Origin of the sequence: Desulfotomaculum sp., assembly GCA_003513005.1 — a bacterium.
In the GTDB taxonomy this organism is placed as follows: Bacteria; Bacillota; Desulfotomaculia; order Desulfotomaculales; family Nap2-2B; genus 46-80.
Genome location: DOTD01000087.1, coordinates 36,622 through 57,289, shown reverse-complemented (window position 1 = coordinate 57,289; position 20,668 = coordinate 36,622). Strand labels below are relative to the sequence as shown.

Genomic DNA, 20,668 nt, shown 5'->3' with positions numbered 1-20,668 from the left:
GCGGCTATGACGATAATTAATTATTAAATCTCATCATGTGGTATGTTTTCCTTGAAAGAATAAGGTCGTATGATCCTGCCAGGTTATCCGGTGAGGTTGCCAGAGCAAAATCCTCTACCGTATGGGAACCCCAAATTCCTTCAATTCGAAGACCTTTTTCCCTAATTACATCCAGATGCCAGGCACGGCCGAGAATGGTAACCTGATGGCCGGCCTTTCTTAAAAAACCGCCGAAAACAGACCCTAACGCGCCCGCTCCGGCTATAAGAATACGCATTAGGAACCCACCTGTCTGCCGATCACTTTAGCCCGTGCGTAAGTCCTGTACACCTTACTGACTTCTACGGGTACTGTTTTGCCGATCATCGAACCGGCTCCCTCGATATCAAGCACGAAGCCGTTTACCCGGGCAATTCCGTCATTCGCGTTGGAAACATGCGCTTCCTCGACTTTTACCTCGAGCATCTGTCCGGATCTGACCGGCAGTATTTGGGCCTTGGCTTCCGCCTGATCGTGCAGCGGCCTCATGATTACCGACTCTATATGCTGGGCTTGCGAACCGCGTATGTACATATTCTTACCCGTCTTTTGCTCAAGCTCACGCAGGTTTACGCCCCCGGCGCCGATCAGGCGGGCTGCGACCAGGGGATGCGCTTCCACAAGGATTGTATCCACACCGGTCTGCCGGGCCAATTCAAAAATGTGATTTTTAAAATGTATTCCTACTGTTTCTTCAGAGAGTACCTTGCCCCGTCCTTCACAGTACGGACAAGATTTTTGCAGTATCTCGGAAAGACTTGGACGCGTCTTCTTCCTTGTCATCTCTACGAGGCCTAACTGGGTGATACCAAGGATATTTGTTTTAGTTTTATCTTTTTTAATTTCATCTTCAAGAACCTGCAATACTTTTCTCCGGTGTTCATCCTTTTGCATATCTATAAAATCAACGATAATGATCCCGCCTATGTTGCGCAGTCGCAGGTGCCGGGCAATTTCGACAGCTGCGTCGAGGTTGGTTTTTAAAACAGTGTCTTCCAGATCGACCGAACCTACAAATTTGCCCGTATTGACATCGATTACAGTTAAAGCTTCCACCTGGTCGATGACTATGTAACCCCCACATTTAAGCCAGACCTTTCTTTTAAGGGCTTTTTCAAGCTCCTGCTCGAGATCGTAATCACGAAAGATATTATCGCGAAGTTCGAGCAGCACCTTGTGTTTCAAGTGCGGTCCGGTTATATCCAGAAGATCCATGATCTTTTCATATTCCAACCGTGAATCTACCAGCAGCCGGTCAACATCCTCACTGAACAAATCTCTTAAAATTCTATGGCTTAGCTCCAAATCGCGGTGAACCAGGACAGGGGCCGGGCCGCGTGCTATCCGGGAATTTATTTTTTGCCAGAGTTGAAGCAGCATGTTCACATCGCCGCGCAGTTCAGCTTCATCAACACCTTCAGCTACAGTGCGCACGATCAAGCCCATATTTTCGGGTTTGATGCGGGAAGCTAATTCTTTTAGCCTGTCTCTTTCTTTGTCGGAATCAATCCTTCGGGAAATCCCTATATAATCGGTTGTCGGCATCAGGACCAGGTACCTGCCGGGCAGGGTAATATGTGTGGTAACTCTGGCTCCCTTGCTTCCCAGAGGAGCCTTAATAATTTGAACAACTACTTCCTGGCCTCTTTTCAAGACCGAAGAAATATTGTTGGATATAGCATCGGCCGAGTGCCCGTTAGTACGGGGAGGCAGGGCATCCTCTATATACAAGAAGGCATTTTTTTCCAATCCGATGTCAACAAAAGCAGCCTGCATTCCCGGCAGGACATTTTCTACCCGCCCTTTAAAAATGTTGCCGACCAATCTTTGATTAAAAGATCTCTCTATATACATTTCAACCAATACGCGGTCTTCCAAAACTGCCACTCTTGTTTCTTCTTCCCCGGCATTGATTACTATTTCTTTAAACATTTTTTCACCTCTTCAAATACATCCCCTCATGTTTAACGAAGGAATACCCCGGTACGTACTATGTCAATCTCCACAGGCCTTACTGCCAAGGAATTGTGCTCCAAAAAAGCATCCAGCGTCTCCCCCGGACGCACACTTCCGTTGCTGCCTGTTTTTAATTTCATCTGCAATATTAAAGTATTATCCTTGATAAAACCCCCCAAATCGTATATACCCGGACGGATGTCAATACTTTTTACACGCCCCTTTTTAGCCTTTCTTCCGACAATAATCTCGGGCTGCTTAAGAAAAGAATCAATATACCCTTCCAGGGCGCCGGCGCTTAATTGTTCTTCAAGCCCTACTTTTACTTTGTATTCCGCCCATTCCACGACAGACATCAGAGCCGGGGAATCATCGGGCGCCTGCCAGATCCCTTTCAGACAAATGCCTTCCGAAAGGACACTTCCTATGGAAGCATACAGTTCTTCAGGGGGAACTTCATTTTTAAGAAGAATATCCAGGTACTCACTTTCACCCCCTATACCAACCTGTAAAGGCGCTGCAAAACTAAAAATTAAATGGGGGTTAAAACCCATTGAAAAAGCCGCCGGAATATCAGCCCTCCTGATTACACGTTCAAATGTCCGCACAAGATCAAGATGTGATATAAAACGGGCAGGACCATCCTTGCTATACAACATCCTGTATCTCGGCAATCTTTCTACCCCCATACAATTCAGGTTCCGTAAGAAATTCTGCGCATAAACCACAACCGGGGCAATTTCCCGCCCGGCAGTCAGGAGTAACTTCTGCAGACATAGCTCTTTGATGTTCCCTGATCAGATATTTTTTGCTTACTCCTGTATGAATGTGGTCCCAGGGCAACAAATCTTCATAAGCGTATTTTTTATAGGCGTAAGATTCGGGTTCTATGCCTGTCAATTCAAACGCCTTTTGCCAGAGATGATTATTAAAACACTCAGACCATCCGTCAAAACGGCAGCCCAGGGACCAGGCCTTTTCAAGCGCTTTGCCCAGGCGCCTGTCTCCCCGGGCAACTACCGCCTCAATAAAACTTACCCTGGGGTCGTGCCAGTGAAAAACCAGCGATTTCTCTTTAAGCGATTTTTTGAGCGTTTTTTGCATATCAATTAAATAATCCTGCGCTGCCTGCGGCTCCCACTGAAAAGGGGTATGCGCTTTGGGAACAAATGAGGAAACGCTGACCGTAACCTTTGCTCTGCCGGGAGAGACTCCCATACTGAGCCCCTTTTCCAACACCCGGCGTGACAGAAGAGTTATTCCCTCTATGTCCTCCATTTTTTCTGTTGGCAGGCCGATCATAAAATAAAGTTTCAAAGCAGACCAGCCGGCGTCAAAAGCAGCGGAAACCGCAGTCAATAAATCTTCTTCAGTAACTCCTTTATTGATTGTATCTCTCAAACGCTGTGTCCCGGCCTCCGGGGCAAATGTCAATCCCGCCCGGCGCGTTCGTTGAATTTCCTTGGCGAGCTCAATGGAAAAAGCGTCAACGCGCAGGGAAGGTAAAGATATGCTTGTTTTCCTACCCTGCAGTTCGTCAAGAAGCTGACGCACAACGTCGGTAATACATGAATAATCGGATGCGCTTAAGGAAGTCAGGGAAATTTCTCCATAACCCGTGTTGGCAACTAATTTTCTGGCTTGTGAAACTAGTGTTACAGGGGATTTTTCCCGCACCGGACGGTAAATCATGCCGGCCTGGCAAAAACGGCAGCCCCTTGTGCAGCCTCTTGCAATTTCAAGCATTATCCTGTCGTGTATTATTTCCGTCGTAGGCACGATTGGTCTGTCAGGAAAAGCAACCTTGTCAAAGTTCCTGACGACTCTTTTTGTAACTGCAACGGGGATTTCCCCGAGAATCGGTTTAGTCGACTGGATTTTTCCATCTTTATAGCTTACTTCATATAGGGAAGGAACGTAAATACCAGGTATCCTGGATGCTTCAACCAGGAAGCGCTCCCGGTTTGCTTTTCCTTCCAGGTCAATCCAGAGATCCAATAACTCTGATAAAACTTCTTCCCCTTCTCCAATCACAAAGAGATCAATAAAATCGGAAAGCGGCTCCGGATTGAAGGCACAGGGCCCACCCGCAATAACCAGCGGGTGTTTATCGGTACGTTGGTCTGCATGAAGGGGAAGACCGGCAAGATCCAGCATATTTATAACATTTGTAAAAGTCATTTCGTACTGCAAGGTAAAAGCAAGAATATCAAAATCACTGACCGGCTTTTGTGATTCCAGGCTGAATAAAGGAATCCTCCGCTCACGCATTTCCTTCTCCATATCTATCCAGGGTGCAAAGACGCGCTCCATCAAGGCGTCACGTCTGCTGTTCACCACATAATAAAGTATCTGCAGGCCGAGGTAAGACATCCCCACTTCATATGTATCCGGAAAAGCAAAGGCGACTTTAACAGAAACCGACTCCCAGTTTTTCCTTACGATATTCCATTCTCCACCAACGTACCTGGCGGGTTTTTGAACTCTGTTTAAAATATAATTTGCTCCAGGAATCATCTAATCCTCCAATACCATATTTCCCAGAATGACAGGCAAAATATTCCTGGATAAAATAAAACATTTTTTCGCCAGCTGACTTAACCTTCGTGTGCGGCCAGCCTTGACAAAGAAAGCAATCCATGCTATCGTTATTTTACTTGCGGGATGGTGTAGTGGTAGCACGCATGACTCTGGATCATGCTGCCTAGGTTCGAATCCTAGTCCCGCAGCCAGAGTTTGCGAGGCCTCCGGGAACCACCCGGGGGCCGGTTTTTATATTTCCAAGTATATTTTACAAATTATCTGCAATTTAGATGTGATCCACCTATTTTATAAAATAATCTTAACACAACTTTTATAATCTTTCAACTTAACCAACTCAAGTTTCCTAAAAAGCCCTTTCAAGATAATAATCCATTATCATACTCGTTTTTATTCTCAGTAAGATAAAACTTCTGCTTGTCCGGCTGAAAAAATCGTTGTTGTATACAGATAGTAATTGCCTTAAGATTTCCTTTGTCCGGGTCGATTACTTAATAGTAAAAAAACCTTTATGTTTGAAAAGAGGTATTAATTAGTATGGAAGTCCTTCTGGCCAGGCAGCCAATTTTTGATAAAAATCAAAACGTTTTTGCATATGAACTGCTTTACAGATCAGGCGCAGGGAATTTTTATGACTGCGATGACGGGGATAAGGCAACCCTGGAGGTAATTACATCCAGTTTACTTTTAATAGGTTATGAAAAACTCACCAGGGGCAAAAGAGCTTTTATCAATTTTACAAAAAATTTGTTGGAAGGCGAGGTTGCCACATACCTTCCCAAAGAAACGACTGTGATAGAAATACTTGAAAACGTTGAGCCGGATACTACAACAATTCAGGCTTGCAGAAAGTTGAAAGATATGGGATTCGTCCTTGCCCTGGATGATTTTTTATACAATGAGAAGTATAAACCCTTAATCGACCTGGCTGAATTTATCAAGGTGGATTTTTTAACTACAGATCTCTCATCAAGAAAAAAAATCATCAACACAATTGGCAAACACAAAAAATTCTTGGCCGAAAAAGTTGAGACTTACGATGAATTTACTCAAGCCCGGGAAATGGGTTATACATACTTTCAGGGTTATTTCTTCAGCAAGCCCATGATAGTAAAGAGTAAAGATATCCCTTCCTATAAAATGAACTATTTCCAGCTCATGAGAACTGTCAATAAGCCAGAATTTGATCTTGACAGTGTTGAAAAATTGATTAGAAATGATGTTGCCCTGTCATATAAGCTCTTAACGTTTATAAATTCGGCTGTTTTTTATTTAAAATCAGAGATCCGGTCGATAAAACACGCCCTTACTCTGCTGGGCAGAAAGGGGACTGTTAAATGGATTTCTTTAATTGCCTTAAAAATGATCGGAGAGGACAAGCCTAGCGAACTAATTATTACAGCCCTTTGCCGGGCTACATTCTGCGAATTGCTTTCTGCCAAGATTGGCTTTAAAGACAGAAGCTCAGAGTTTTTCCTGCTGGGCATGTTTTCTTTGATAGATGCCTTTTTAGATCAGCCACTGGAAAACATTTTGCCGGATCTGCCCATCAGTGAAGAATCGAAAGAAGCGCTGTTAGGCCACGACAGTCCATATAGAGATCCCTACGACCTGATGATAGCCTACGAAAAAGGAGATTGGGATTGTTTTCATAACTTGGCCGTCAAATTAAATCTTGACGAAAAAGAAGTTGTGAATTTTTATATTAATTCCATGGATATGGCCAATAAGATATTCTTTTAAAATTGAGGCCAATTTAACCGGCTTTGGACAGGATCATTTTTTTTAGGCTTTCCAGTTTATTAGCAGCTTCCTCGTCACTTTTACCTACTACCGACAGATAAATTTTTATTTTAGGTTCCGTGCCGGAAGGTCTTACACAGAACCAGCTGTTATCGTCAAATTTATAATAAAGAACCCTGGAATTCGGCAGATCCAAGCATACTTCCGAGCCATTAATCAGGTCACAACATATACCACAGGAATAATCCCTTTTTTCCACGGCAGTCATACAGTCTGTCTCAGGAAGTTCATTATTAAAAGCTTCCATCAGTTTTGCTTCCAGCGCCTTGTCTCGCAGATTAAGCGAAAGCAAATCCTCTTTATAATAACCGTGCCGCTTATACAAATCTTCCAGGACTTCGTGCAGGTTCTGCCCTCTTTGCTTATAATATGCCGCCATCTCGGCAATAAGAAAAGCTGCGATATTGGCATCCTTGTCGCGCACAAAAGTTCCGGCCAGAAAACCATAGCTTTCTTCATATCCAAAAAGGAAATGGCTGGATCCGGTTTCTTCAAATTCTTTAATCTTTTCCCCTATATATTTAAATCCCGTTAGTGTTTCCATTGTACGTATACCGTAGGAAGCCGCGATCGCTTTACCCATTTCCCCGGTGACTATTGTCTTGATTACAACACCGTCAGCAGGCAAAGCCCCTTTTTCGGAAAGCCGTCCCAGGATATATTCCAGCAACAGTGCGCCAATCTTATTTCCATTGAGAAAACTGTAACTGCCGTTTCTGTTCCGGGCGGCGCAGCCAACTCTGTCGCAGTCCGGATCTGTAGCCAGAACAAGATCCGCATTCAAGTGTCCAGCCATCTCCAGGCTTATTGTAAAAGCTTCCGGGTCCTCTGGATTAGGAACCCGTATAGTAGGAAATGCCGGGTCCGCAGACATCTGTTCTTTTACTTCATACAGATCGATATAATCCATTTCTCCCAGCAGAGTGGGAATAAAACAGGAACCTGTTCCGTGAAGGGGAGTAAAAACTACTTTTATATTGCTTTCCGGTTCAGTCAGGGAAAGAGAGCGAACTTTTTCTATATAAAGTTCATCCAGCTCAGAACCGACGTATTTGAACAGGCCCTTATCAACCGCTTCCTCCATAGGAATTATATACACATCATCAAATATATCTACCTGCGAGATAGCCTTTGTAAGCTTGTCAGACATTTGAGAGACCAACTGCGCCCCGTCCGGTCCGTAAACCTTGTAACCATTGTAATTGGGCGGGTTATGGCTGGCCGTGATTACCACACCGGCGCAGCATCCAAGTTCCCTGGTTGCAAAGGAAAGTAAGGGAGTTGGATGGACTCCTTTAAAAACCAGCGCCTCAATGCCGTTGGCGGATAGAACCAGAGCAGTCTCTTCAGCAAATTCGCCAGAATAGTACCTTGTATCGTAGGCTATGGCTACCTTGATTTTTTGAGTTTCACTATACTGATCGCGCAGGTAGTCGGCAAGACCCTGTGTTGCTTTCCGTATCACATACCGGTTGATTCTGTTTAATCCCGCTCCGATCATCCCGCGCATTCCTCCGGTACCGAAGCTTAATTCGGTCCCGAACCGGTCAATTATACTATCCGGATCATCCTTAATATCTAAGAGTTCCTGATGTGTATCCGGATCGATTACCCTGGAATTCAGCCACTTTTTATAAGCTTCAGAAGGTTTATCGCCTGCGGAATTGACCTTGTTTTCCAGTAAATTGTTCTTTTTTACTTCTTCCACAATCTTTTTTACCTCCTGTGTCTTTTCTCTGGAACATATTAAAAGAACATCTTCTGTATCAACAATAATAAGATTTTCGACTCCGATAGTACCGATTAACCGCGTCTGTGAATAAATAAGCGAACTGTGCGTGTCCAGGCTGACTACTTTTCCCCTGACATAATTCCCGTGGATATCCTTAGGGAAAATTTTATACAGGGCTTCCCAGTTTCCAACATCACTCCAGCTAAAATCAGCAGGAATAACTGTTACCTGATCGGACTTTTCAAGGATTCCATAGTCTATGGAGATGCTTTCGATTGACCCGTAAATCTTTTCCAGATTGGAGTATTCCCTGTAATCCAGGTTATCCAAACTATCCGACAATCCAGGAAGAAATCTGCGATATTGTGCGATCAAGTCCTCCACTTTAAAAACAAACATACCGCTATTCCATAAGAAGCGCGGATCTTTCAAATAAATGCAGGCCTGATCAAAAACAGGTTTTTCAACAAATTTCCGGACCCTGTATGTCCATTCATCCAGCCTTTCCCCACATTTAATATATCCGTAGCCAGTTTCCGGGTAGGTCGGCCTGATTCCGAAAGTAACCATCCCGTAACGTTTGGCGGATTGCCTGGCCTGGTTAAAAAGAATGGCGAATTCTTCTTTTGAAGTGACCAAATGATCTGCGGGCAGCACCGCCATAAGAGCATCCTGCCCGTCAACCTCTTCAATATACCAGGCCGCCAGGCCGACTGCGGGCGCTGTGTTGCGGGCTGACGGCTCACTCATCAGAACTGCCTTTTCAATCCCCAGACTCTTAAGCTGATTTTCAATGCCGGCTTTTTGATCCTTATGAATGACGATAATAATACGTTCTTCGGGGATGACTTTTAAAACTCTCTCTACTGTTTCCTGTAAAAGGCTCTTTTCGTTATCCAGCAGTTTCAGGTTTTGTTTAGGATTGTTTTCCCTGCTCAACGGCCACAGGCGGGTACCGCTTCCCCCCGCAAGAATTACCGCGTACATTGTGGCGCTCACTCCTGAAGAAATTAACACAGATTAAACCGTTCAATCTAACAAATAATGGCCAATTCTAAATAAGATTGGTTTTTAACACAAATATTATACCGTTAAAAAATGGTAAAGTCAATGAATGACAGCTTTAAAGATCTCTCGAAGAAAACTTGCCTTGTCTGCTAAATTCATTTCAAAATAAGAGCAGGAAGAAACGGTTTCTTGTTGAAAAATCTATACTGTAGTCAGGTTAGTTTTTCCTTGCTTTAAGCTGTTATCAAAACAGATCTTGGAAAGGAGGATAACATAAATGAGGGTTGTCTTCGCTATAACAATGGAAAACCTGCCCTGTCAGGACGAAAAGGAAACTCAGTCGCTTATCCGCGATAAGCTTGCGGAAGGATTATCCCTGTACCCTGATCAGGTAATGATTCTTTCAGTTGAAATGGAACCAGGTGACGATGATGAGTTGGAAAAGCAGGGATACAAATAATTCCTTCGTTGATAGTCTGGATTACTGTATTGCATGAAGCCATCTGCATTACCATGCCCAAACCCGTAACCAGCATTAAAAAGTAGGAAAGCCATAAAGTACGTGACTGTGAAAAGGCAATCAGCCCGGTACCGAAAATACCGGCGGCAACAGGAATTAGTCTTAACAGACCGCGTGTATTTTCTTTTGAGGCTAAAAAACCCGCTCCAAGCAGGGCTCCAAAACCCGCAAAACCCATCAGGAATCCCAGCGTATGAGGGGCCTCCATGAAGAATTTCCCTGGCAAAGATGGGCATAAGAACTGCGTAAGGCATGCCAACCAAACTTATCAAACCGAGGATAAGTATAATCCAGCGAATCAGCGAGAAGTCAAAAGCGTAAAGGAAACCTTCTTTCAGTTCTTGCAGAATCTGAGAACCTCTCCCTCTTTCCTCCTTGGGAATCCCCCGCATGGCAAGTAAGGCGCCGATTACCATCAGGTAGCTAAAACCATTAACAAGAAAACAGGCTCCTACACCTATGGCTGAGATTATTAAACCGGCGATAGACGGACCCAGCAGCCTTGCGCTGTTGAACATGGAAGAATTTAGAGCAATTGCGTTTCCCAAATCTTCCTTATTCTCAATCATGTCAACCACAAATGACTGCCTTGTGGGCATATCCAAAGCGTTTACCAGGCCTAAAAAGATGCTTAAAGGCAATATATACATCACTGAAATTTTCCCTGTTAAAACAAGCAGGGCCAAAGCAAAAGCCTGAATCAGCGATAAAGTTTGGGTGACAATTAAGATTGACTTCCGGTGGTACCTGTCAGCCAATACACCGGCAAAAGGCGTAAAAAGGAAAGTAGGTATCTGTCCTGCGAAACACACGAGTCCCAACATCAGGGCGGACTTTGTCAAGCTGTATACCAACCAGCTCATGGCTATATTCTGCATCCATGTCCCGATTAATGAAATACCTTGGCCGAAAAAGAAAAGGCGGTAATTTCGGTACCGAAATGATCTGAGCAAAAAATTTACTGCATTCTTTCTATCATTATCCGGTAGATCCGTCTTTTCCTTCAAAGCAGCAAACCTTTGAAGGGTTTAAAAATTTTTGGAGCGGGTGACGGGGATCGAACCCGCAACCCCCAGCTTGGGAAGCTGGTGCTCTACCGTTGAGCTACACCCGCAGATAAGGTTATTATACCACCGGAGCTTTTAAAGTCAAGTACAGGGGTCTTTATGTGTCTCTACATGGAATTTTATAGTGTTATGTTTTACAGGTGTGGATTAACCAGGGATCCCCGAAATGGGGCATATATTTAACACTAAAATAAGAATCCTCTTCCGAAAGGGAGAGGATTCTTCAGGTTTCTTAAGGTTTCTTATAGTACCCCGCTTCTTATGCATAGGCCTTCACAAGGCATAAAAGGGGATCGTATGGAATGCCGTTCAAACGAACCTCCAGGTGAAGGTGGGGTCCGGTGGAACGGCCGGTGCTCCCTACACGGGCAATAATCTGGCCTTCCTTTACAGAATCACCTTCCCTGACCAGGATAGCTGAGGTATGGCCGTACAGAGAAGTTAAACCGGAACCATGGTCTATAATTACCGTTAACCCATATGTGCCGCGGGGACCGGCGAAAATTACCCGCCCGGATCTGATCGCTTCGATCGAATCTCCTTCAAAGGCGGCTATATCGATACCCTCGTGAGGACGGCCGTCACGTATTCCAAAGCCGGAACTTACCCAACCGCCGGCGACAGGCCAAGCTAACATATTTACAGGCAGACCGGCAGTATAATTCCATGCAGGCAGAACATTATTCTCAGATAAAGGAACAACTAATTCCTGTCCTGCGATTAACATGTCGTCATCATGAAGGTTATTAGCCAGGACCAGGCTGTTTAATGATACGCCGTAATCATGGGCTATGCCGGTTAACGTTTCTCCCGGCTGGATTAAATGATCCTGTGCTGTTCCGGGTATGAGCAGGACTTTTCCGGCTTCAATAAAGTCCTCGTCTCTTAAGTTATTGGCATCGGCCACTATGTTTGTCTGCAGTCCAAATCTTTTGGCAACAGATATAAGAGTATCTCCCCGCTGAACAATATAAGATGTTGACTTGTCGCTTTCCACCTCTGCTCCCCCGCCTACAGGGGTTAGTTTGAAGTAAGATACATCCTGGCGGATAAATTCATCCAGACCTGCTCTGGCCGGAGTATGGCAACAGCCAAACATACCAATGAAACATATCGTTATGGCAACAAAAACTTTTTTCAAAGTTATAAAGCTATCCTTCAATTTGATCTCCTTCTTGAAGCAAAAAAACAAATAAAATACCAGTTTCAAAGAGTTTTAAAAACTCATGAACAAGTATTACCATAATATTGCTCTTTTATACATTAGAGTTTTTAACTGGAAAGTTCGCGGCGTATATCAGGCGGCCTGTCGGGAGTCACTACAGGCCCTACTTTTCGAACCGCATTTTGAAACTGTTGCAGAATTTCCTCATTTGTCTTGATTTTCTTCATCCGATCAAGCATCATTTCCATGGCTTCCCAGGGGGCCATATTCACTGTGGCTTTGCGGAAGTACCACATCCAATCAAGCTCTTCCTTGGATAAAAGCAGTTCCTCTTTACGCGTGCCGGAACGCTGGACGTCAATCGCGGGAAATATGCGCCTCTCGGCCAGACGGCGGTCCAGAATAAGTTCCATATTGCCTGTACCTTTGAACTCTTCAAAAATCACATCGTCCATGCGGCTTCCCGTTTCAATCAGGGCTGTAGCCATGATCGTCATGCTTCCGCCTTCTTCTATTTTACGGGCCGCTCCAAAAAACCGCTTGGGTTTATGAAGCGCGGCTGGATCCATACCGCCGCTCAAAGTACGCCCGCTTGGCGGAACAACCAGGTTGTGAGCCCGTGCAAGTCGGGTTATGCTGTCTAAAAGAATAACCACGTCTTCATGGTGTTCGACCAGGCGTTTCGCCCTTTCCAGTACCATTTCGGCAACTTTGACGTGGTTTTCCGGAGGTTCATCAAAAGTGGAGCTGACTACTTCGCCTTTTACCGAACGTTCTATGTCGGTTACTTCTTCGGGCCTCTCGTCAACAAGCAGGACCATTAGTTTAATTTCCGGATGGTTCCTGCTGATGCTGTTGGCAATATCCTTCAGCAAAGTCGTTTTCCCGGCCTTCGGAGGGGCTACGATTAATCCTCTTTGCCCTTTGCCGAGGGGAGCAAGCAGGTCAATAATCCTTGCCGAGTAACCCCCCGGATGTGTTTCCAGCTTGATCCGCTCCTGGGGATATAAAGGCGTTAAGCCGTCAAAATGCAGCCTTTCCGAGGCGCTTTCCGCATTATAACTGTTTACCTGTTCAACCCTTAAAAGAGCGAAATAACGCTCGCTGTCTTTGGGGCCGCGTACCTGTCCCGCGACAAGATCTCCGGTCCTTAAGTCGAAGCGCCTGATTTGTGAAGACGAAACGTAGATATCATCCTGGCTCTGAAAATACCAAAACGGCCTTAAAAACCCAAAACCGTCCGGCAGGATCTCCAGCACACCTTGTGCGTAAATCAGCCCGGTTTTCTCAGTTTGCGCTTTGATAATCTCAAAAACCAGCTCTTTTTTCCGGAACCTTGAATAACCCGGAATCTCCAATTCTTTGGCGATTTTGTACAATTCTTGCAGAGTTTTCGACTCCAACTCAGAAAAAGTCAACAATGACCCTCCTTAAATAACCTGCTTAAGCGGGTTGCATTTTATACACTTTATTGAAATTCACATCGACTTTTTACGAAAAAGGAAAATTATATGGCCATAATCTCTTTAAATTGTAAAAAGGGGAAACCAAATAGAAAACCGGATAGGATCATAAAATTTTGCTGGAAGCATAGGAGAATACAGGTATATTTTATGACGATATCTTCCAATTTAGAATTTAGATTTTTGAAATAAATTTTTTATTTCTTAGGAACCTTGGCCCAATCATCCATAAACTTTTTAACGCCGGCATCAGTTAAAGGATGCGCAATCATTTGTTTTAATACCTGATAAGGTATTGTCGCTATGTCAGCTCCTGCTTTTGCGGCCATAATCACATGCATGGGGCGCCGGATGCTTGCCGCAATCACCTGGGCAGGAAAACCGTAGGTTTCGAAAATATCCATTATATCTGCGACAATTTCCATACCGTCATGCCCGACATCATCAAGGCGCCCGACGAAAGGACTGACGAAAGAAGCGCCGGCTAGAGCCGCCAGCAGGGCCTGGTTTGCTGAAAAGACCAGTGTCGCGTTGGTCTTGATTCCTTTTTTAGCCAATTCGGCTATTGCTTTTAAGCCTTCAGCTGTTAAAGGTATTTTCACCACAATATTGGGATGTATACCTGCTAACTCCTGCGCCTCCGCAATCATGGACAGGGCATCGGAACTTGTTGCCTCCGCGCTGATCGGCCCATCCACAATTGAGGTAATTTCCCTGACTACCTGTTCAAATACACGCCCTTCTCTGGCAATCAGCGATGGATTTGTAGTTACGCCGCTGATCACTCCCAAAGCATTGGCAGCTTTTATTTCTTCAATATTTGCAGTATCAAGGAAAAGCTTCATTTTGGAAAATATCCTCCTTCTGTTTACGAGACTATTCTACCGGCTTTACCGGCGCTTTAAAAAGGCTCATTTTTGCTTTTTTGCGTCTCGGCAACGGTCTGCCGCGCGAGCCTAATATCTTGCGGGAATCAATTTCATCAGCGTCTGAGGGAACATTGAAATAATCGTGAAGGGCGAACAATACTTTAACAGGGGTAAAGATTATTACAGCGTTACCTTCTGCCTTAAAAAACAACAATATTTATTATTGATCATGCTGATAACGATTTTTTTTCGAGAGGCTTGTATGTGCAAGGCTATCGAGAAATCCAAGACCTTCTTTGATCAGTTCAAGTTCATCCACCTGTTGGACTATGGACAGATCTTCCTCAGTTTCGGCATAGATTATACTTGTTCCATTGCATTTTTTACACTGCAGCTCCAGCCTGTCGGGAAAAATGTCTATCGATATATTATAATTCCCACACTGACAGGATACTAGTCCCTGCTCGGCTAATTCATTTATGTAAGTCAACACTTGATGCATTATCTCGCTGTTATTAAAATAATCCTCGCTTGTGAGCTCACTGAACAGCAGTTCAACTTCTTTCGGATTTTGGATCAATTGACGTATTTTATCATAAGGGCCCATATACCCCAGTTCGAGACCCGTTTCCTGGCAAGTAAAAGTGATGACCTTCTGCTGCCTTATGGACTGGCTGCTAATTATACGCAAATGCATTGCTTCACATACAACACAGCTTAACTGAAACCATAACTCCCCTCTTTTTCTGAGGGAAATAATCATTTTGGTCGCTCCACAAGTACAGGCAAGTTCGACAGAATTAGATCCGGAAAAAGTAAACCGGGAGAGTTTATGAAATTCCAGTTTGCCGCATTTGGGGCAACGCATTGCCAGCATTGTCTCTGTAGTAATGATCAAGAGTTAAAGCCCCTTTCATTTCAATTGGCAATGCAAACTAAACCGCAACTTCTGTTTCCTTGATTCCTTTTAATATATCACGCACCATTGAGCGAAGGCTTATTATATCAAAAGGTTTGTTAAGGTAATAATTTATTCCCAGATCTTTTGCCTTGGAAATATAAAATGTATCATCAAAGGCAGAGACCATCATTATTATTGTATCTAAGTTAAGTTCCCTGATTTTCGCCGCAGTTTCCAGTCCGCTCATTTCAGGCATATTGCTGTCCAACAAAATTAACCGGGGCTTTTGTGAAACAACCTTACGTATGGCCTCAGCGCCTGAAGCAGCCATATCAACTTCCAGACCTTCTTCAATAAAAACTTCCCAGAGCAACCGCCGGATGCCGGCCTGATCATCTACAATCAGCAGGTCATAACTCATCTGTCTCATTTCACCTTTGCAGCGGATTAAATTTTGTTTTAACAGTTGCAAAGCCTATTTAGCACATACATTCGACGGCAAAAATACAAATCCCTGCATCATTATAAAGTAATTTTTAAAAGGTTTCAGGAGCATATGGAAATTGAAATTACCACAACAGTTATTAGAAGAACGGGGAGTATCAGGAAGACAATGAATGGAAATACCGGAAGAAAAACCGCTGCCAAGGCGCTGCCTGAAGAAAAAGAGTATTCCTGACGAACACCGAGAACCATAAGCGCCAACCACCAGATAAAAATTAAGAAGTTCAGGATCATAACTATAACAACAACAACACTGTTTAAACCCCAGATTAGTAATAACAGCTCAACAGGCGCCAGGAAAAAAAACGGCAGGTAACTCAAACCGACAATTGCCAGCAACCCCCTTACGCTGCCCCTGCCCCCTAAAAGCTCCGCCAATAGATGAAAAACACTTGCAGATAGTAACCAGTTGCATAATTTTATAAGTAAACCAAGAAATATTATCAAAAGTATCATTGATAATGTAAGATTCACCCTGACGTCACTGCCGGCAGGAAGGCTTTTATTCAGCAAATGAAAGAAGGTTAGAAAACTCATAAATATTGTTGTTATGTTAACCAGTGAAAAAATCAGAACAGACAATCCAAGCGGCGGCGCTTCAGCCACTTTTTTAAAAGTATCCGCAGGTTCAAACAGTATCCCGTAAATAAGTTCTAAAACACCCATTTGTTGTATAGTTTCGGGCGGAACTTCCTGACAGGTAACAGCATTTTCTTCCAAGAAGAGATCCCTGCCTTTAAAAATTTTGCGGGTAAAGCATTGAGACCACGGGGAAAGGGCTGGTATTTTGCATTTGTGCTCCGCCGGCCCCGTTACCGCTTAGATTTGATGTGAACTGGTTAATTAACTTGGAAAATAAAGAAGCGCCTATTGAATCACCCAACAATTCATCCCAGATTTTATTGGGACCAAGTTCAACTGTTCTCGGTTCCGATCCCAAACCCGATAGCTTTCCTGCCAAGGCAACAGCATCCTGGAAATTGCCAAGATCATCGATCAGGCCGGCCTGCTTTGCCTGAGCGCCCGTAAAGATACGTCCGTCGGCAAGTGATTTTACTTTTTCTAATTCCATTTTCCTTCCTAAGGCAATGGAATTTACAAAATCACCATAGATTTCATCAACCATAGTCTGAAAAAGAACCTGCTCATCTTTTGTAACCGCCCGGTTGGACGAGCCTATATCTTTATGCGGCCCGCTTTTAAAAGTTTTTGAGGAAATACCTATTTTATCAAAAAGAGCGCTATAATCACTAACCTCCATAATAACTCCAATACTGCCGGTCACGGTTCCGGGATTAGCCAGTATTTTATCCGCCCTGCAGGCTATAAGATAAGCCCCCGAAGCTGCAACATCAGCCATAGATACTATTATGCTTTTACCTGCCCTGCGAAATCTGTCAACTTCCGCTCCAATTTCCTGGGATCCTGCCGCAGTGCCCCCGGGGCTGTTTATTCTCAGCACAACAGCCCTGATTTCCGGGTCATCCTCAGCCGATCTTAACAAAGACACGATATTATCCGAATTAACCTCGGAACTCCAGGCGCTGGGGGTCTCACTTCCGCATACAATAGGGCCTTCGATAGAAATAATCCCTACAACAGCCTTTCCTTTATAGACATCCTTACTATTTTCCCTGTTTCCGCCAGCGCAAAATAAACCTACGACACTGCCGATCAACAAGGAAACAACTACTGCCCCAACAACCGATACGGCAATTACCTTACGGTTCAAAATCCATCTACCCCTCTTTTAAAATAGACACTATCTATCACCTGGTTTTCTTTAAAGCCAGGGAAGCGCCTACAAAATCTCTGAATAGCGGGTGTGGCCTGTTCGGGCGGGATTTGAATTCAGGATGAAATTGGGTGGCGACAAACCATGGATGATCACGAAGTTCGATAATTTCCACAAGATACCCGTCAGGAAGTGTCCCGCTGAAAACCAAACCGGAATCGTTCAAAGCCGCCCTGTAAAAGTTGTTCAGCTCATAACGGTGACGGTGCCGCTCATTAATTATCTCTTCATCATATGCTTTGTATGCAAGCGTGCCCGGTTCAAGTTTGCATGGATAAGAACCAAGCCGCATGGTCCCTCCCATTTTATCAATCTCTTTCTGTTCGGGCAGTAGATCTATAACAGGATAGGAGGTAGCCGCATTAAACTCAGCGCTGTTTGCATCCTTCCAATTAAGTACATTTCTTGCATACTCAACCACGGCCAGCTGCATTCCAAGACAAAGCCCCAGGAAAGGGATTTTCTTTTTCCTGGCATAACCTATTGCCTCAATCTTGCCTTCGATACCTCTGTCACCGAATCCGCCGGGAACAACAATTCCGTCGACCCCTGCCAGAAAATACTCCGCTTCCCGGCGCTCAAGCTCCTCAGAATTAATCCATTTAATATCCACTGCAGCGCCATGGCTCAGTCCGGCGTGGCGGAGAGCTTCGCTGACGCTGTAGTATGCGTCGGGCAGGGAAACATACTTTCCGACAACTGCAATGACCACATTTTTCTCCAGTTTTTTCATTCTGTCTACCATATCGCGCCATTCCTGCAGTGAGGGAGGCTGGCATTTTAAACCCAGGCGCTGGACGACGATTTCACCAAGGCCCTCGTCCTCAAGTATTAATGGAACTTCATAAATAGACGATACATCGACTGCCTGGATAACGGCATCCTTGCCGATGTCACAAAAAAGGGCCAGCTTGTCTTCCAGTTCGGGGCGAAGCGGATTTTCTGTGCGGCAGATGATTACATCAGGCTGGATGCCGATACCGCGTAGTTCTTTAACGCTGTGCTGGGTGGGTTTTGTTTTTAATTCGTTGGCTACCCTTAAGAAAGGCACAAGCGTAAGGTGGATATACATCACATTATCCCTGCCCAGGTCGGTGCGCAGCTGGCGTATCGCTTCCAGAAAAGGCAGGGACTCGATATCTCCCACAGTGCCTCCTATTTCGTTGATCACTACGTCGGGATTGCTTTCAGAAACAATATTAAGTACACGTTCCTTAATTTCATTTGTTATATGAGGAATTACCTGAACAGTCGCTCCCAGATAGTCGCCCCGCCGTTCTTTGGTAATTACCGACCAGTAGACGACACCGGTGGTCACATTGCAGCTCCTGCTCAAATTACTGTCAATAAACCGTTCATAATGCCCGAGATCCAGGTCCGTTTCAGCCCCGTCTTCAGTAACAAATACTTCCCCATGCTGATAGGGGCTCATTGTGCCTGGGTCTACATTGATATAAGGGTCAAGTTTTTGGATGGCAACTTTCAGGCCTCTGCTTTTTAAAAGACAACCTAATGACGCGGCTGTAATCCCTTTGCCAAGCGAAGAAACAACACCGCCGGTAATAAAAACAAATTTAGCTATCTGAAAACCCCTCCTTTATTACATGCGTTCAGGGGCTTGTATACCTAGAAGACGCATTCCGTTTCGTAAAACTATACGTGTTGCCTTGACAAGCAATAATCTGGCGCAGGACAACCGTTCATCCGGGCTAATCACGCGATGGCTGTTGTAAAAACTGTGCAGGAGGCCGGCGACTTCATGCAGATATCTGGTCAGTCTGTGGGGCGCCAGATCCTTGCCGGCCATCGAAACTTCTTCAGGAAAATCGGCAAGCCTTCTGGCAAGGATCAGTTCAGTTTCTTCCTTTAACAAATTCAGATCATCTGATCCGGGTGAAGGCAGTTTTTTTCCTGTTTCATCCAGCTGACGCAAAATGCTGCAAATCCTGGCATGGGCATATTGAATATAATATACCGGGTTTTCGTTTGACTGAGCGCGAGCCAAGTCAAGATCAAAGTCCAAATGGCTGTCTGCGCTGCGCATGACAAAAAAGTAACGCGCCGCATCGCGGCCAACTTCCTCAATTAACTCTTCCAAAGTCACATACTGGCCGGAGCGTTTGCTCATCCGGACGATTTCGCCGCCGCGGTATAAGCGGACTAACTGCATTATTATAACATGCAGGGTGTCGGGGTTGTACCCTAAAGCCGCCACTGCGCCTTTCATTCTGGCAACATGTCCGTGATGGTCCGCTCCCCAGATATTGATTACCCGATCGAAACCGCGTTGGAATTTATTGAAGTGGTAAGCAATATCGGTGGCGAAATACGTTGGCGCCCCATTACTGCGTAGAATTACTTCATCTTTTTCCACTCCAAACTCTCTGGCTTTGAACCAAAGAGCTCCTTCATGCTCATACAGGAAACCCATCGAATTTAAGCGGTCGACAATTTCTTTGACAACGCCGTTATTATGCAGATCCTGTTCAGAAAACCACACATCATAAGATACTCCGAATGAAAGCAGGGCTCCTTTAATTACGGCAAGTTTTTCCTTCAATGTATAATCTACAAGAGCGTTTATACGTTCCGCCTGATCAATGTCCAGAAAACTGTCCCCGTAAAGGTTAATGAAACCCTTTACTGTTTCAATTATATCTTCACCGTGATAACCTTCGGGCGCAATTTCGGCCGGGCGGCCTAAAAGCTGAAAATACCTTGCCTGAAGGGAGTCACCCAGCAGCTCGATCTGGTGGCCGGTGTCATTTATATAAAACTCCCTGCTTACCTGATAACCGCAAAAGCTTAAAATAGAAGCGATGCTGTCCCCAAGGGCAGCGCCGCGTGCATTTCCCATATGCAAAAGTCCTGTAGGATTTGCACTGACAAATTCTACCTGGACCTTCAACCCTCCGCCAAAGTCCGTCCGGCCAAAATTATCTTCAAAGGTGATAATTCCCGGCAGTATCCCCAAAACCCATTTTGGATCAAGATAAAAGTTAATAAAACCAGGGCCTGCTATTTCTACTTTCTCAACAGGCAAACCCTGCAAATCGATGCAGCCCTTTAAAATCCCGGCTATTTCCCGCGGGGGTAAATGGACCTTTTTGGACAACAACATGGCCAAGTTGGCTGCAAAATCACCATGGTCCTTTTCCCTGGGAACCTCGATAATAAAATCGGGCAGTTCCGGCAACTCCTGAAAAAAACCCTGCTTGACAGCTTTTCCGACCGCGCGCTTTAATGCTACGGCTAAGTTCTCTTTAATTTGGTCTACTGCACTGCTCATTTAATGCTCCGGACCT

General features: G+C 44.7%; 17 protein-coding genes and 2 tRNA genes. 2 read left to right on the top strand and 17 right to left on the bottom strand.

Going from position 1 to position 20,668, the window contains the following annotated elements:
• Positions 1-16 precede the first annotated feature (16 nt).
• Genes DEH07_11230 through DEH07_11215 form a run of 4 tightly spaced genes read right to left on the bottom strand, consistent with a single transcriptional unit; the run spans position 17 to position 4,509 of the window.
• Entirely contained in the window at positions 17-277 is a 261-nt protein-coding gene (locus DEH07_11230; protein HBY05060.1) for a hypothetical protein, read from the bottom strand.
• A complete protein-coding gene (locus tag DEH07_11225; GenBank protein ID HBY05059.1) occupies positions 277-1,971 on the bottom strand; it encodes a ribonuclease G in 1,695 nt (564 codons plus the stop codon). Before DEH07_11225 ends, DEH07_11230 begins: the two co-directional genes overlap by 1 nt.
• 32 nt (positions 1,972-2,003) lie before the next feature.
• Entirely contained in the window at positions 2,004-2,684 is a 681-nt protein-coding gene (locus DEH07_11220) for a hypothetical protein (protein HBY05058.1), read from the bottom strand.
• Positions 2,644-4,509 carry a TIGR03960 family B12-binding radical SAM protein gene (locus DEH07_11215; protein HBY05057.1) on the bottom strand — a complete coding sequence of 622 codons (1,866 nt, stop codon included), beginning with the start codon at positions 4,507-4,509 and terminating at the stop codon, positions 2,644-2,646. Before DEH07_11215 ends, DEH07_11220 begins: the two co-directional genes overlap by 41 nt.
• A 144-nt stretch (positions 4,510-4,653) precedes the next feature.
• Between DEH07_11215 and DEH07_11210 the strand changes: the two genes are divergently transcribed.
• A tRNA-Gln gene (locus tag DEH07_11210) sits at positions 4,654-4,727 on the top strand.
• Between the two features lie 346 nt (positions 4,728-5,073).
• Entirely contained in the window at positions 5,074-6,279 is a 1,206-nt protein-coding gene (locus DEH07_11205; GenBank protein ID HBY05056.1) for a diguanylate phosphodiesterase, read from the top strand.
• 13 nt (positions 6,280-6,292) lie between these two features.
• Here DEH07_11205 and DEH07_11200 read toward each other — a convergent pair whose 3' ends face one another.
• From DEH07_11200 to DEH07_11140, 13 genes are all read right to left on the bottom strand, one after another.
• Positions 6,293-9,058, bottom strand: a complete 2,766-nt coding sequence (locus DEH07_11200; protein ID HBY05055.1) for a hypothetical protein — start codon at positions 9,056-9,058, stop codon at positions 6,293-6,295.
• 408 nt (positions 9,059-9,466) lie between these two features.
• On the bottom strand, positions 9,467-10,606 hold the full coding sequence (locus tag DEH07_11195) for a hypothetical protein (protein ID HBY05054.1): 1,140 nt from the start codon (positions 10,604-10,606) through the stop codon (positions 9,467-9,469).
• A gap of 32 nt (positions 10,607-10,638) precedes the next feature.
• A tRNA-Gly gene (locus DEH07_11190) sits at positions 10,639-10,713 on the bottom strand.
• Between the two features lie 212 nt (positions 10,714-10,925).
• A complete protein-coding gene (locus tag DEH07_11185) occupies positions 10,926-11,828 on the bottom strand; it encodes a peptidase M23 (protein HBY05053.1) in 903 nt (300 codons plus the stop codon).
• 110 nt (positions 11,829-11,938) lie between these two features.
• Entirely contained in the window at positions 11,939-13,249 is a 1,311-nt protein-coding gene (locus DEH07_11180) for a transcription termination factor Rho (GenBank protein ID HBY05052.1), read from the bottom strand.
• Between the two features lie 242 nt (positions 13,250-13,491).
• On the bottom strand, positions 13,492-14,139 hold the full coding sequence (gene fsa / locus DEH07_11175) for a fructose-6-phosphate aldolase (protein HBY05051.1): 648 nt from the start codon (positions 14,137-14,139) through the stop codon (positions 13,492-13,494).
• A gap of 31 nt (positions 14,140-14,170) precedes the next feature.
• Entirely contained in the window at positions 14,171-14,377 is a 207-nt protein-coding gene (locus DEH07_11170) for a hypothetical protein (GenBank protein ID HBY05050.1), read from the bottom strand.
• A 6-nt stretch (positions 14,378-14,383) separates the two neighbouring features.
• On the bottom strand, positions 14,384-15,061 hold the full coding sequence (locus DEH07_11165; GenBank protein ID HBY05049.1) for a hypothetical protein: 678 nt from the start codon (positions 15,059-15,061) through the stop codon (positions 14,384-14,386).
• Positions 15,062-15,098: 37 nt separating this feature from the next.
• Entirely contained in the window at positions 15,099-15,485 is a 387-nt protein-coding gene (locus tag DEH07_11160; protein ID HBY05048.1) for a two-component system response regulator, read from the bottom strand.
• A gap of 125 nt (positions 15,486-15,610) precedes the next feature.
• Positions 15,611-16,288 (bottom strand): hypothetical protein, encoded by a 678-nt coding sequence (locus DEH07_11155; protein ID HBY05047.1) that lies wholly within the window; start codon positions 16,286-16,288, stop codon positions 15,611-15,613.
• 16 nt (positions 16,289-16,304) lie between these two features.
• Positions 16,305-17,303, bottom strand: coding sequence for a signal peptide peptidase SppA (gene sppA / locus DEH07_11150; GenBank protein ID HBY05046.1), 999 nt, complete (start codon positions 17,301-17,303; stop codon positions 16,305-16,307).
• Between the two features lie 34 nt (positions 17,304-17,337).
• On the bottom strand, positions 17,338-18,945 hold the full coding sequence (locus DEH07_11145; GenBank protein HBY05045.1) for a CTP synthase: 1,608 nt from the start codon (positions 18,943-18,945) through the stop codon (positions 17,338-17,340).
• A gap of 18 nt (positions 18,946-18,963) precedes the next feature.
• Positions 18,964-20,652 (bottom strand): arginine--tRNA ligase, encoded by a 1,689-nt coding sequence (locus DEH07_11140; protein HBY05044.1) that lies wholly within the window; start codon positions 20,650-20,652, stop codon positions 18,964-18,966.
• Positions 20,653-20,668: the final 16 nt, after the last annotated feature.

Coding starts and splice junctions, on each gene's coding strand:
- DEH07_11140 (HBY05044.1), bottom strand. CDS start 20,652: ATGAGCAGTGCAGTAGACCAAATTAAAGAGAACTTAGCCGTAGCATTA.
- DEH07_11225 (HBY05059.1), bottom strand. CDS start 1,971: ATGTTTAAAGAAATAGTAATCAATGCCGGGGAAGAAGAAACAAGAGTG.
- DEH07_11160 (HBY05048.1), bottom strand. CDS start 15,485: ATGAGTTATGACCTGCTGATTGTAGATGATCAGGCCGGCATCCGGCGG.
- DEH07_11205 (HBY05056.1), top strand. CDS start 5,074: ATGGAAGTCCTTCTGGCCAGGCAGCCAATTTTTGATAAAAATCAAAAC.
- DEH07_11200 (HBY05055.1), bottom strand. CDS start 9,058: ATGTACGCGGTAATTCTTGCGGGGGGAAGCGGTACCCGCCTGTGGCCG.
- fsa (HBY05051.1), bottom strand. CDS start 14,139: ATGAAGCTTTTCCTTGATACTGCAAATATTGAAGAAATAAAAGCTGCC.
- DEH07_11220 (HBY05058.1), bottom strand. CDS start 2,684: ATGGGGGTAGAAAGATTGCCGAGATACAGGATGTTGTATAGCAAGGAT.
- DEH07_11230 (HBY05060.1), bottom strand. CDS start 277: ATGCGTATTCTTATAGCCGGAGCGGGCGCGTTAGGGTCTGTTTTCGGC.